Genomic DNA, 12849 nt, shown 5'->3' on the forward strand with positions numbered 1-12849 from the left:
CGGGTTGCTCCTGAAAGCACCCTGAAAAGCCCATCTTCTCCAAAAAAATCTGTTAGCTGCGTCTCTGCCGTGTTGTTTTTGTTATGTCAGAGTCGTTTCGTCTTGTTTTTATTGGGTTTGCTGCGTTTTTTTATTCTTGTTATGCCAGAGATATAGCAGGTGGCGTGCCAACTTTTAAAAATCCATATAAATCAATATGTTGTGATTTTCCTCTGAAAAATATGTCAGGCCAAACCTGACAAATTGTTTCCGTGTTACTCGTTTCGTCGCTGTTACAAAGCCGGCGGTAACACCTCACTGTGCGTTGCGGGCCTTGGCCACGCGAGAACCCGTAGGGCGGCCGAGCACATCACAAATCTGCCGGCCCGCAGCGATCAGTGCGTCCAGGTCGACACCGGTTTCGATACCCAACCCATCGAGCAGGTACAGCACGTCTTCGGTGGCGACGTTACCGCTGGCGCCCTTGGCATATGGGCAGCCGCCGAGGCCGGCGATGGAGCTGTCGAACACCGCGATGCCTTCCAGCAGGCTGGCGTAGACGTTGGCCATGGCCTGGCCGTAGGTGTCGTGGAAATGTCCGGCGAGTTTGTCCCGTGGCACCTCGGAGCCCACCACCTCGAACAGCCTGCGGGTAGCGCCCGCGGTGCCCGTGCCGATGGTGTCGCCCAAGGAGACCTCGTAGCAGCCCATCGCGTACAGTTCCCGGGCGACCCAAGCCACTTGCTCAGGCTTGACCGCACCTTCATACGGGCAGCCCAGCACGCAGGATACGTAGCCGCGCACACTGACGCCGTGCTGTTTGGCGGCCGCCATGATCGGCGCAAAGCGCTCCAGGCTGTCCTTGATGGAGCAGTTGATGTTGCGCTGGGAAAACGCCTCGGACGCGGCGGCGAACACGGCCACCTCTTTCACGCCCGCCGCCAGCGCATCTTCAAACCCCCGCAGGTTCGGCGCCAGGGCGCCATAGGTCACGCCGGGCTTGCGCTGGATCTGCGCGAACACCTCGGCGGACCCCGCCATCTGCGGCACCCACTTGGGCGAGACGAAACTGCCGACTTCGATATAGCCCAGGCCGGCAGCGCTCAAGGCATCCACCAGGCGCACCTTGTCGGCGACGCTGATGGGCTGGGCTTCATTCTGCAGCCCGTCGCGGGGGCCGACTTCGATCAAGCGTACAAAGGAGGGGAGGGACATGGGGATTGACCTGTGGTGAGTTGCCAAAGTATCGAGAACGATGAAGGACCCCCTGTGGGAGCGAGCTTGCTCGCGATAGCGGTATGTCAGTCACATTGATGTTGTCCGTTACATCGCTATCGCGAGCAAGCTCGCTCCCACAAGGGACATGGGGTGTTACTGGACGATTTCCTCGCCTTTGATCGTCTGTTCCAGCGCCTGGATGCAGCGTTCTTCGGCGGTGTCGAGTTCCAGTTTCATCTGTTCGATGTCCAGCAATTGCTGTTCGAGCTGTTCCCGGCGCTCGGCGATTTTCGCCAGCATGCTGTGCAGCTGTTTCTGATTGCCGCTGGTAGGGTCGTAGAGTTCGATCAACTCGCGGCACTCGGCCAGGGAAAAGCCAATGCGCTTGCCGCGCAGGATCAGCTTCAGGCTGACCTTGTCCCGCGGCGAATAAATGCGCTCCTGGCCCCGTCGCTCCGGGCTCAACAGGCCTTGTTCTTCATAGAAGCGGATGGCCCGTGTGGTGATATCCAATTCGCGGGCGAGGTCGGAGATGCTGTAGGTCTGGCTGCTCATGGAAGCGCTCGAAAACGAAAGGGGCTGGCGCTAAGCTAAAGGCAGGTTGACGTTCGCGTCAAGCAATGAGGTATTGCACACAAAACCTGTGGGAGCGAGCTTGCTCGCGATAGCGTCGGATCAGTCGCCATTGATATGAGCAGACCTACCGCTATCGCGAGCAAGCTCGCTCCCACAATTTTGATCTTCTAAACCGTGTCGAGCTTTTTCTCATGGGCCGTCACCTGCTGGCACAGCTCGATCATCTGCTCGCGCATCCAGCGGTTGGCCGGGTCCTGGTCGGTGCTTTCGTGCCAGTAGAGATGGGTTTCCACCGGTGGCACGTCGTTGACCGGGAGCAGGAAGGCGTGCAAATCGTGACGCCGTGCAAAGCGCTCGGGGACGGTCATGACCATGTCGGTCTGCTGCAGCACCTGGGACGCCATCAGGTAATGCTGGGAACGCAGGGCGATCTTGCGCTGGATGCCCATCTTGCCGAGGGCCAGGTCGACATAACCCAACCCGTTGCGGCGACTGGAAATGTGCACATGGGTCTGGGCCAGGTAATCGTCGAGGCTGATCTTTTCCTTGCCTGCCAACGGATGGCCCTTGCGCATGGCGCACACGTAGCGATCTTCCATCAACTTGACGTGGCGCACCTGCGGGTCGGTGTTGAGCGGTGCATCCACGGCGAAGTCGAGGCGGCCGGCGGCCAGTTCCTTGGTGGTTTCACGGCGCTTGGACAGGAAACTCTCGATCGCCACGGTCGGGGCCAGGCGGCGCAGGCGCTGGAACAGCAGCGGCAGGATCACGCCTTCGGTGAGGTCGGTCATGCTGATGCGGTAGGTCTTGACGGCCTGCAATGGGTTGAAGATCCGGCTTTCCTGCACCGACACCCGCAGCAGCGACAAGGCGTTGCGCACCGGGCCGATGATGTTCTGGGCCATGGGCGTTGGCACCATCCCTTGGGCGGTGCGCACGAAGAGCGGGTCGTTGAAAGTCTCGCGCAGACGCGCCAGGGCATTGGACACGGCCGGCTGAGTGATGCCGACGATCTGCCCGGCGCGGGTCAGGTTGGCTTCGGTGTAGATCGCATCGAAGACAATGAAAAGGTTGAGGTCGACCTTGCTCAGATTCATGGCGCTGCACTCTTGTTCTTGGGCTTGTTGTGAGGTGCCGGGTGGCGATGAGAATCAGTGAAACATATATCGGTGATGAATGTTAATACACGCCGAGAATAGGTTAGGTAAATTTTCGTAGCTGAACTAGCATCGATTTCATGACCTAAAACAACCTCTGCCCAGAAGGTGCTGCTCATGGATTTTGCCTATTCCCCCAAGGTTCAGGAACTGCGTGAACGCGTCACGGCGTTCATGGATGCCTACGTCTATCCGGCCGAAGCGGTGTTCGAACGACAAGTGGCTGAAGGCGACCGCTGGCAACCCACGGCCATCATGGAAGAGCTCAAGGCCAAGGCCAAGGCAGAGGGCCTGTGGAACCTGTTCCTGCCGGAATCCGAGCTGGGCGCCGGCCTGACCAACCTGGAATACGCGCCGCTGGCGGAGATCATGGGGCGCTCGTTGCTGGGGCCGGAGCCGTTCAACTGCTCGGCGCCGGACACCGGCAACATGGAAGTGCTGGTGCGCTACGCCAACGAAGAACAAAAGCAACGCTGGCTCGAGCCACTGCTGCGCGGCGAGATTCGCTCGGCCTTTGCCATGACCGAGCCGGACGTGGCCTCTTCGGACGCCACCAACATGGCCGCCCGCGCCGAGCGTGACGGCGACCAATGGGTGATCAACGGCAAGAAGTGGTGGACCTCAGGCGCGTGCGACCCGCGCTGCAAGATCCTGATCTTCATGGGCCTGAGCAACCCGGATGCACCGCGTCATGCCCAGCATTCGATGATCCTGGTCCCGGTGGACACCCCCGGGGTCAAGATCGTCCGGCCGTTGCCGGTGTTCGGCTACGACGATGCGCCTCACGGGCATGCCGAAGTGCTGTTCGATAACGTGCGGGTGCCGTACGAAAACGTCCTGCTGGGCGAAGGCCGCGGTTTTGAAATTGCCCAGGGTCGACTCGGCCCAGGCCGGATTCACCACTGCATGCGTTCCATCGGCATGGCCGAGCGCGCCTTGGAATTGATGTGCAAGCGTGCCGTCAGCCGCACCGCTTTCGGCCAGCCGCTGGCGCGTCTGGGCGGTAACATCGACAAGATCGCCGACTCGCGGATGGAGATCGACATGGCGCGCCTGCTGACGTTGAAGGCGGCGTACATGATGGACACCGTCGGCAATAAAGTGGCGAAAAGCGAAATTGCCCAGATCAAGGTGGTCGCGCCGAACGTGGCCTTGAAGGTCATCGACCGGGCAATCCAGATCCACGGTGGCGCCGGAGTTTCCAACGATTTCCCGCTGGCCTACATGTATGCCATGCAACGCACCCTGCGCCTGGCCGACGGCCCGGATGAAGTCCACCGCGCCGCGATCGGCAAGTTCGAGATCGGCAAATACGTGCCCAAGGAAATGCTGCGCAGCAAGGGCTAGGATCTGGCCCACCAAGGGCCTCTGTGGGAGCAAAGCTTGCTCGCGATGGCGGTGGTACCTCCCACATTGATGCAAGCTGACCCACCGCTATCGCGAGCAAGCTTTGCTCCCACAGGCTAATCCTATGGCAGCGAATTCGCTTACTCCTTGACGCTCATGTACTCCTCGGCCCAGCGGATGTACTCCTCGGGCTGGGTGTAGGTGTGGGTCAGTTCGGTAGCGCTGAGATCCGACGCCTGGGTGAAGATCTGCCGTTGTTCACGAAGGCTGTCGTAGGTGGCCTTGATCGCGGCGAAATAGGCGCCGTGGCCATCGATGGTCACGCGCACGCCCAACTCGGCCAGGCGCTTGTCGTCGCGCAACTTCGGGTTGCCATAGGTGACGAGCATCAACGGCAGCGTCAGGTTCTCGCTGATTTGCTCCAAGTGTTCGAAGTCCTGCACACCCACCATGCAAATCCCATCCGCCCCGGCACGCTCATATTGCTGGGTGCGGCTGATGATTTCCTGGACCGGCAAAATTCCTGCGTTGGTACGGGCAATGATCGCCATTTCCGAATCGACTCGCGCCTCCAGGGCCGCACGAATCTTGCCGACACCTTCGGCCACGCCGATCAAATCGGTGGATTTACGCCCGAACTGGGCTGGCAGCAAAGTGTCCTCGATGGTCAGTGCCGCCACGCCGGCACGCTCCAGTTCGATGATGGTGCGCATCACGTTCAGGGCATTGCCGTAGCCATGGTCGGCGTCGGCAATCACTGGCAGCTGGGCCACGCGACCGATACGGGTGGCCTGTTCGGCAAATTCGCTGAGGGTGATCAGGGCGAAGTCCGGCGCGCCCAATACTTGCAACGACGCGACCGAGCCTCCCAGGATGCCTACTTCAAAACCCAGGTCGGCGGCGATGCGCGCCGACATCGGGTCAAACACCGAGGCGGTGTGGTAGCAGGTCTGGGAAGCCAGCAGTTGACGAAAGTTACGACGCAAATCTTGATGGGAAAGCCTGGACATATGAGTTCCACCAATGGAATGGAAAGGCTTGAGCAAAAGTGTCAACGCCGAAAGATCCAAAGGCTATCACGTGGCAAGCGCAAAGATGATGACGAATGTGTATGGGCGATGCTGTTATGGCATCAAGCGAGACCATAGACCACTAGGCCGCCACCGCCTGTTGCCCCTGCCTGGGTAATGCCACGGCGCGCACTGTGTCGCCCGGTTGCACTTGCAGGCGTTTGGCGGTGAGGCGATCAACCAGCAGGTTGTGGCCATGCAGGTGCGCGCGGGCGCTGGTGATGCGGCAGTTTGCCAGGCGCCGGTTGTGAATCAGCCAGATCGGCGCCCGTTCGTCCGGGGTGCCAATGGCCAGGGTCAGCGCCTGACTGTCGCGTACGCTGCGGATCTTCGACACCGGTGCTTCGATCACTGGGCCGCCGTCGAAAATGTCGATATAGCCTCTATGGCTGAAGCCTTCGGCACTGAGGATCTTCAGGGCCGGCTCAGTGTTCGGGTGGGCCTTGCCGATCACCGCCTGGGCTTGTTCGGTGAGCAGGCAGGTGTACAGCGGCTGGCGTGGCATCAGCTCGGCGATGAACGACTTGTTGCCCATGCCGGACAACTGGTCGGCGTAGCTGAAATCCTTCTGGAAAAAGTGCCGTCCCAGGCTGTCCCAGAACGGTGAACAACCTTGTTCGTCGGCATGGCCCCGCAGTTCGGCAATGAGTTTTTCGCCGAACAGCTGGGAAAACTCGGCCACGAACAGCAGGCGCGCCAGGGACAGCAAGCGTCCGTTGTGGCCGTGGCGTTGCTCGGGGTGCAGGAACAACGAGCAGATTTCCGATTGTCCGGACATCTCGTTGTTGAGGAACAGCGTCGGGATCTGCCGCTGGATTCCCAGCTCCGGCGCCGAGCTGACCGTGACCCCGACCCGATAGTTGTACCAAGGCTCACGCAGCCCCACCGCCCCGGTCAGGGCGCTGATGCCCACCACCTGCCGGTCATCGTCTTCGAGCACGAACAGGTAGTCGGCGTCGGCACGTTCGACTTGGCCGGCGAAGGTCCGCTGGGCCCAGCGAACGCGGTGGGCCAGGCGCTCTTCGTTGGCCGGCAGGCTGGTGAACCCGGGACCCGCGCAACGGGCCAGGTCCAGCAAGGCAGGCAGATCGGTGATGGCCACCGGACGGACAATCATGCTGCAACTCCTTCATCGTGTCGGTCCAAACGTCGGTGCAGGCCATGGGATCGATTGAGGTTCATAGGGCAACCACCCGGATCCGCGCGCCAGACTGGATGTCCAGGGCGGTCAGCATGGCGGGCGACAGGGCCACTGGGCCGTCGGCGTTAACGTCCAGTTCGGCGACGATGGCCCGGTAGCCGCCGAGGCGCTCGTTGCTCACCAGGTACAGGCCCCGTGCGTCAATCTGCGGGCTCTGCCTGGCTGTGGTGATGCGACTTTGCGTGATGGAACGGATATTGACGATACGGGCATGCAAGGTCGGCCCACCGTCGAAGATATCGACATAGCTGTTGGTCTCGAAACCCTCGCGTTCGAGGATGTCGAAGGCTTCCTGGCCGTCGGGATGAACCCGGCCGATGCAGGCCTGGGCTGCGGGCGACAGCATGGGCACGTAGATCGGGTATTGCGGCATCAGCTCGGCGAGAAAGGTCCGGCTCTGCAAGCCACACAACCGTTCGGCTTCGGCATAAGGCAAGTCGAAGAAGTGCTGGCCGATGGCGTCCCAGAAAGGCGACTGGCCGTCTTCGCTGCTGAAACCGACGATTTCGGTGATGACCGATTCGGCAAAGCGCTGGGGGTGGGCGGCGATGAACATCAGCCGGGCCCGGGACAGCAGCTCTGATTCCGGCGTGCGCACCCGTTCGGCGTCGATGTGGAAGCCACGCAGCAGTGTTTGCCCGTTGAGGTCCTGGCACAGGGATAAGGCGGGTACGCCATGCTGGATATTCAACTCCCGGGATTCGCTGGAAAACGGTCGGTTGCGCAGGCTGTAGAACGGTTCGTTGCAACCGGTGCTGGAGAGGATTTCCGAACAGCCGACCAGGCGCCCGGACTCCAGATCCTGCAAGACGAAAAAGTAATTCTCCGCCCCCGGCTCTTGCGCATCGACTGCGAACGAGGCGCACGAGTCGAGGATTTTTTCCTCCAGGCGCCGGGTATCGTCCGGCAGCGACGTGACCCCCACCAGGCTGTCACGGGCCAGTTGTTGCAGTTGCGGCAGATCGGCTAATTGAACTGGACGTAAGGCCAGCATGGATTGCACTCCTGTTCCAGGGAGCCCGGTGACTGGCACCGGGCTTGACGATCACTGTCGATGTCCACGCGTTGTCACCACGGCTGGCCGAACCCTTCGACCGCCGCCTCTCATTGGCCCGCCGGATCGGGCAAGGCAGTACGACTGCCGAATTTGTTGAGCAGGCACAGATAGACCACACCCGCGGCGATCCAGATCAGGCCGAGCTTTTGCGCGGCCACGCCCATGTTGTACAGGATGGCCGCGACGATCACGAAGCCGATCAGCGGGCAGATCAGGTGGCGAATCCATTGGCCGGACTGCTGGCGGCGCCAGTAGTGGTTGATGACCGTGATGTGCAGCAACATGAAGCCGCTCAGGGCACCGAAGTTGACCAGGGAGGTCAGGGTGTCCACGGCGTTGATGAACAGGTAGCAGATCAGCAACGACAACACCGCCACCAGGTAGATGCTCATGTAAGGGGTGTTATGTTTCGGATGGACCTTGGCCAGCACCTTGGGCAGTTGGCCGTCCCGGGCCATGCCGAACAACAGGCGCGACACTGCCGCTTGGGAGGTGATCGCCACCGCCACGCCCCAGGCCAGGGCTGTGGCCACCGCGGTCAAGGTGGCCAGCCAACTGCCGGCCGCCAATTCGGCGATTTCATAGAATGCGGTGTCGGCGGACTTGAAGCCCATGCCTGCTGCCAGGTCGGTGGCGATCCAGGTCTGCACCACGAAAATCGCTCCCATCACCAGCAAGGTCACCAAGGCTGCCTTGCCGACACTGCGGCCCGGGTCGCCCTTGATTTCTTCGGCCAGGGTGGAAATGGCGTCGAAGCCCAGGAACGACAGTACCGCGATGGACACGGCTTGCATCAGCAGGGCGAAGTTGAAGTGTTCCGGGCTGTACAGCGGCGCCAGGGTCAGTTGGCCGTGACCGGCCCCGCCGTGCAGGGCATTCCAGGCGTAGAACAGGAAAATCCCCAGCACCACCAGCTGTGCCAGCAAGAAAATGATGTTCATCCGCGCGGTGAAGGTGATGCCCCGCAGGTTGACGAAAGTCGCGCTTACCAGGAAGGCCAGGATGAAACCGACCTTGGGAATGTCCGGGTACAAATGGTTCAGCGCCATGGCGGCGTAGACATAGAGCAGCGGCGGGATCAGCAGGTAGTCCAGCAGCATCAACCAGCCGGCGATGAACCCGACGTGTGGGTTAAGGCCCCGCTGCGCGTAGGAATAGACCGAACCTGCCACCGGAAAGGCCCGGGCCATGCTGCCGTAGCTCAACGCGGTAAACAGCATTGCCAGCATGCCGATGATGTAGGCCAGCGGCACCATCCCCGGTGCTTCTGCGTTGACGTAGCCATACACGCCGAACGGTGCGATGGGGATCATGAAAATCATCCCGTATACCACCAGGTCTGTCAGCGACAGGCCGCGTTTCAATTCCTGTTTGTAGCCAAATGCCTCGATGCTCATGAGCCGTTTTCCTTTTCAGCTGTGTGGGTTGCGCTTGCTTGTTGTCTGTCGCTGGAAACTTGCCGCTGCCTATCTACAGCAGAGGCGCCAGGTAGGCGCTCCAGGTCCTTACTCCCTCGGGGCTGCGCAACTGGTCATTGCGCACTTCGATCAAGACCGAGTCCAGGCCGCGGCCATCGCCGTGCACCGGGACCGTCATGTCGGTCAGGGGGTTGATCTTGTAGGGCTGGTTGCCCGCTGCCCGCAGCGAATGCCGGCTCAGCCCGTCGACGATGTGCTGGGCGTACTCCTTGGCTTCGCCGAACAGCACGCCGGCTTCCAGGGCGCGTGGCTGGCCGTAGAACACCGGGGTGAAGCTATGGATGCCCACCACGCGTACCGGCCGGTTGGCGGCCAGGCGCTGGTCGATCAACGCCCGCAACCGGTCATGGAAAGGATGGAACAGGCGCTGCTGACGGTATTGGCGCGTGGCGTCGTCCAGGTCGTGGTTGCCCGGGACCTGGTAGATCTCGCTCTGGGCCGGAATGCTGTCCGGCACATGCAGCGGGCGGTTGAGGTCGATCAACAGCCGTGAGTAATTGGCCGACAGCAAGGTCGCGCCGAGGGTTTCGGACAGGCGTTCAGCCAGGAGCAGGGCGCCGATGTCCCAGGCGATGTGTTCCTGGGACGCGGTTTCATCCAGGCCCAGGTCATTCAGCGCCACGGGAATGAAACGGCTGGCGTGTTCGCACACCAGCAACACCGGGTGATCGGATTCCTCCCGGGTCAATCGATAGGCCGGCCTGGTGTAGAGGCCTGATTCAGCGCATTCAATAGATTCGTGCATAGTGCTCGCAACGCTCGGCAGGTGAGAGCGCCTGGGTCAAGGCCAGCTCCTGGGCCTTCAAGGCGAAATAGGTTTCGGCCAGCGGGCCGGGCAGGGTCTCGAGCAGTGCCCCGCTGTGGCGCAGGCAGTCCAGTGCCTGGGCCAGGGTTGTCGGCAGGGCGATAATGCCACGGGCGCGCCGTTGTGATTCATCCAGCTCATCGGGTATTTCATCGGTGACAGCCTGCAATGGCAGCCGTTGCTGGATGCCCAGCCGTCCGGCAATCAACAGCGCCGCCATCGCCAGGTGCGGCGAGGCGGTGGCGTCCATGGCGCGAAACTCCAGGTTGTACTGGTTTGCCAGCGGCTTGCCACCCAGGCTCACGGTCGGGCAGATGCGCAGCGCCGCTTCGCGGTTGCGCTGTCCCAGGCACGCATAGGAGGCGCTCCAATGATGAGGTTGCAGGCGCTCGTAGGACAACGGCGTCGGCGCCGTCAGCGCGCACAGCGCCGGCAGATAATGCAGCACACCCGCTGCCCAATGCTGGCCAAGGCTGGACAAGCCATTGCTGCTGGCGGCGTCATGCAGCACCGGGTCCGCGCTCAGGTCTTGCAGGCTCAGGTGCAGATGCACGCCGTTGCACACGGCATTTTCCGAGGTCTTGGGGGCAAAGCTCACGTCCAGGCCCATCTGCCGGGCGATCTCGCGGGTGATTTCCCGTACGTTCACCGCCCGGTCGGCAGCGGCCACGCCCAGGGTCGGGCGACAGGTGATTTCGTATTGCTGCTTGCCGTATTCGGGCAGGAACATTTCCGGTTCGACGCCGCCGGCTCGCAGGGCACTGAGCAACCACCCGGCGAACCCGGCCTGCTGGCGCTGGGCCTGGAGACTGAAGGCCAGGCGATCAGGCTGCGCAGGCGTGGTGGCAAGGTTGAATTCATGCTCGAACGCGGCGAAAACCTGCAGGCCCAGTTCGCTGCGATAACGCTCCACTTCGCCCTGCAGCAGCGTGCGCGGGCAGGCGCTCCAGGGACGGCCGTCGGTTTCCCGAATATCGCAATGGATGAAGTCCAGGGCCGGCGCTTGGGTGTCGGGCCCATTGTTGACGGTTACCCGGCTGGACAGGTCCGGCACCAGGCGCAGGTCGCCATAGGCGCCCCAGGGGTTGGTCGACGCGATGATGTCCTGGGGCGTCAACGCGCTGTTGGCCGGCACCCAGCCACAACCGGCGGTGACGTAGTGGGGCAATTCATCGCTGGGAAACGAGCGCCCGCGGGTCACGCCGATCAGGTCGGTGGTCACCAGGGTCGTGACCGGCAGCGGCGCGAGGAGGGCGGCGGCGTCGAGGTGACTCATGGCTGCATCTCCCGCAAACGAGCGAGTACGGTGTCGGTGTCAGTGATCCAGCAATAGCCCTTGATCGCGTTCAGGCACGCCAGATGCCGTTGTTCGGTGTAGGTGGCACAGGCATCTTCCACCAGCGTGACCAGGTAGCCACGGTCGGCGGCGTCACGCACGGCCATGTCGACGCACTGGTCGGTGACGATCCCGGCGACGATCAGGTGCCGGGTCTGCAGGTTGCGCAGCACGTAATCGATGTTGGTGGAATTGAACACCCCGGAGGAGGTCTTGGGCAGCACGATTTCGTTTTCCTGCGGCGTCAGCTCGGCAATGATCTGCGCCTCGGGGCTGCCTTTGGGCAGGTGCATGTCCGACAGCTTGTGGTCCAGGGAACGGTCGCGGCCATCGGCGGTGAGGCTTTCGATGTGGGTGTGCAACACGTTGTGCTGTGCATCTCGCATCGCATCGAGCAAACGCTGCTGGTTGGGAATGACCAGTTGGCGGGCCCGATGGAGGAAATACTCGGCCTCGGGGCGGTGCAGGTGGGCATCGAATTGCGGTTCCAGCCAGGCGCGTTGCATGTCCACCAACAGCAACGCCGTGTGCTGGCGGGTGAACGGCAAATCCCGGGGGGAGCGGTGGGGGAGCGAGAACATCCTTATTTTTCCTCCAACAGGTGCGTGTTGAATTCCGTGCGCAAGGCGTCGATGCCTTCCAGGCGTTCGGCCAGCTCGGGGCATTGCAGGGTCAGGCAGGCGATCAGGGCTTCGACCTGGGCCAGCGCCGGCACCAGGCTGTCGAAGGCCGAGACCGATTCCACCGGGGCGCTGATGATCAGGTCGGCCAGCTCGCGCAACGGCGAAGCATAGACGTCGCTGAACAGCACCACCCGGGCGTGCCGCGCCTTGGCCGCACTGGCCACACGCAGGGCTTGGGCCTGGTAGCGGCGGTAATCGAAAATCAGCACCACGTCCTGGCGCTGCACGTCGAATAGCCGGTCAGGCAGCTGGGCGTTATCTTCCAGGGCAAAACAGCCGGCGCGCAGCAATCGCAAATGGTTGAGCAGGTAATGGGCCAGGAAGCTGCTGAAGCGCCCGCCGAAGCAATGCACCTGATGGCGGCTGTCGAGCAACCACTGCACGAGAATGCGCACGTCTTCGGGTTGGGTCAGGGCCTGGGTGTCGACGAGGTTGCGTTGGCTGGCGGCCAGGTACTGGCTCCAGGTATCGCCTTGCTGCAATTTGGCCCGCGGTTGCAACAGCGTGCGAGGGGAGCGCAGGCGATGGTCCATGTCACTGAGCAGTGCATCCTGGAATTCGGCATAACCGCCAAACCCGAGTTTTTTCACCAGCCGCACGATGGTCGGGTCGCTGACGCCGGCATGGTCTGCCAGACGTGACATCGGACCGAGGCCGTTGCGTGGGTAGTGATCGAGCAGGGCACGTACGACCTTGCGTTCCGACGGCGTCAAAATCAGGCCGGGATCGGTAATCAGGTCTCTGAGGGGCGGCATCCGTGCTCCTTGCCTGGATGAATGTTGGTTTTCTTTCATAACTCCTGAAAACAGTATTTATGTAGCTGGTGCTACATGTCCAGTGGTTTTTACGTTCCGTTTAAAATGCTCCAGAATTGTGCGAAAGCCTTGTAGGAGTTGGCCGCGGCCAGGTGGAACCGATATGTCAGTCGATACTTCTGGATAT

Annotated in this window: 12 protein-coding genes; 1 reads left to right on the forward strand and 11 read right to left on the reverse strand. The window is 61.8% G+C overall.

All coding sequences use genetic code 11. The features are described from left to right. Positions 1-294 precede the first annotated feature (294 nt). The 3 genes from AC3A5O_RS12370 to AC3A5O_RS12380 all read right to left on the reverse strand — a co-directional run bounded on the left by AC3A5O_RS12370 (position 295) and on the right by AC3A5O_RS12380 (position 2870). Entirely contained in the window at positions 295-1194 is a 900-nt protein-coding gene (locus tag AC3A5O_RS12370) for a hydroxymethylglutaryl-CoA lyase (RefSeq protein ID WP_305470424.1), read from the reverse strand. 156 nt (positions 1195-1350) lie between these two features. Further along, positions 1351-1752: a MerR family transcriptional regulator gene (locus AC3A5O_RS12375; RefSeq protein ID WP_122568066.1), complete on the reverse strand. Its 402-nt coding sequence runs from the start codon at positions 1750-1752 to the stop codon at positions 1351-1353. A gap of 188 nt (positions 1753-1940) precedes the next feature. Beyond that, a complete protein-coding gene (locus AC3A5O_RS12380; RefSeq protein ID WP_109751673.1) occupies positions 1941-2870 on the reverse strand; it encodes a LysR family transcriptional regulator in 930 nt (309 codons plus the stop codon). 177 nt (positions 2871-3047) lie between these two features. Here AC3A5O_RS12380 and AC3A5O_RS12385 point away from each other — a divergent pair, with 177 nt between their 5' ends. Then, positions 3048-4277 carry an acyl-CoA dehydrogenase gene (locus tag AC3A5O_RS12385; RefSeq protein ID WP_122568067.1) on the forward strand — a complete coding sequence of 410 codons (1230 nt, stop codon included), beginning with the start codon at positions 3048-3050 and terminating at the stop codon, positions 4275-4277. A 140-nt stretch (positions 4278-4417) separates the two neighbouring features. On the opposite strand, the gene AC3A5O_RS12390 is transcribed toward AC3A5O_RS12385, so the two are convergent. From AC3A5O_RS12390 to AC3A5O_RS12425, 8 genes are all read right to left on the reverse strand, one after another. Beyond that, entirely contained in the window at positions 4418-5287 is an 870-nt protein-coding gene (locus tag AC3A5O_RS12390) for an isocitrate lyase/PEP mutase family protein (RefSeq protein ID WP_122568068.1), read from the reverse strand. A gap of 142 nt (positions 5288-5429) precedes the next feature. After that, entirely contained in the window at positions 5430-6464 is a 1035-nt protein-coding gene (gene astA, locus AC3A5O_RS12395) for an arginine N-succinyltransferase (protein ID WP_122568069.1), read from the reverse strand. A 61-nt stretch (positions 6465-6525) separates the two neighbouring features. Further along, a complete protein-coding gene (locus AC3A5O_RS12400; RefSeq protein ID WP_487753228.1) occupies positions 6526-7542 on the reverse strand; it encodes an arginine N-succinyltransferase in 1017 nt (338 codons plus the stop codon). 110 nt (positions 7543-7652) lie between these two features. Beyond that, on the reverse strand, positions 7653-9002 hold the full coding sequence (locus AC3A5O_RS12405) for an APC family permease (protein WP_305470427.1): 1350 nt from the start codon (positions 9000-9002) through the stop codon (positions 7653-7655). A 73-nt stretch (positions 9003-9075) separates the two neighbouring features. Next, positions 9076-9828 carry an N-formylglutamate amidohydrolase gene (locus AC3A5O_RS12410; protein ID WP_487753229.1) on the reverse strand — a complete coding sequence of 251 codons (753 nt, stop codon included), beginning with the start codon at positions 9826-9828 and terminating at the stop codon, positions 9076-9078. Further along, complete coding sequence (locus AC3A5O_RS12415) at positions 9812-11164, reverse strand: type I glutamate--ammonia ligase (RefSeq protein WP_487753230.1); 1353 nt, start codon at positions 11162-11164, stop codon at positions 9812-9814. The genes AC3A5O_RS12410 and AC3A5O_RS12415 overlap by 17 nt, the downstream gene beginning before the upstream one ends. Continuing rightward, positions 11161-11805, reverse strand: coding sequence for a cysteine hydrolase family protein (locus AC3A5O_RS12420; protein ID WP_305492024.1), 645 nt, complete (start codon positions 11803-11805; stop codon positions 11161-11163). Before AC3A5O_RS12420 ends, AC3A5O_RS12415 begins: the two co-directional genes overlap by 4 nt. Positions 11806-11807: 2 nt before the next feature. After that, on the reverse strand, positions 11808-12662 hold the full coding sequence (locus tag AC3A5O_RS12425) for a MurR/RpiR family transcriptional regulator (RefSeq protein WP_305470430.1): 855 nt from the start codon (positions 12660-12662) through the stop codon (positions 11808-11810). Positions 12663-12849: the final 187 nt, after the last annotated feature.

The sequence above is a fragment of the Pseudomonas sp. Soil_N_39 genome, assembly GCF_057655955.1.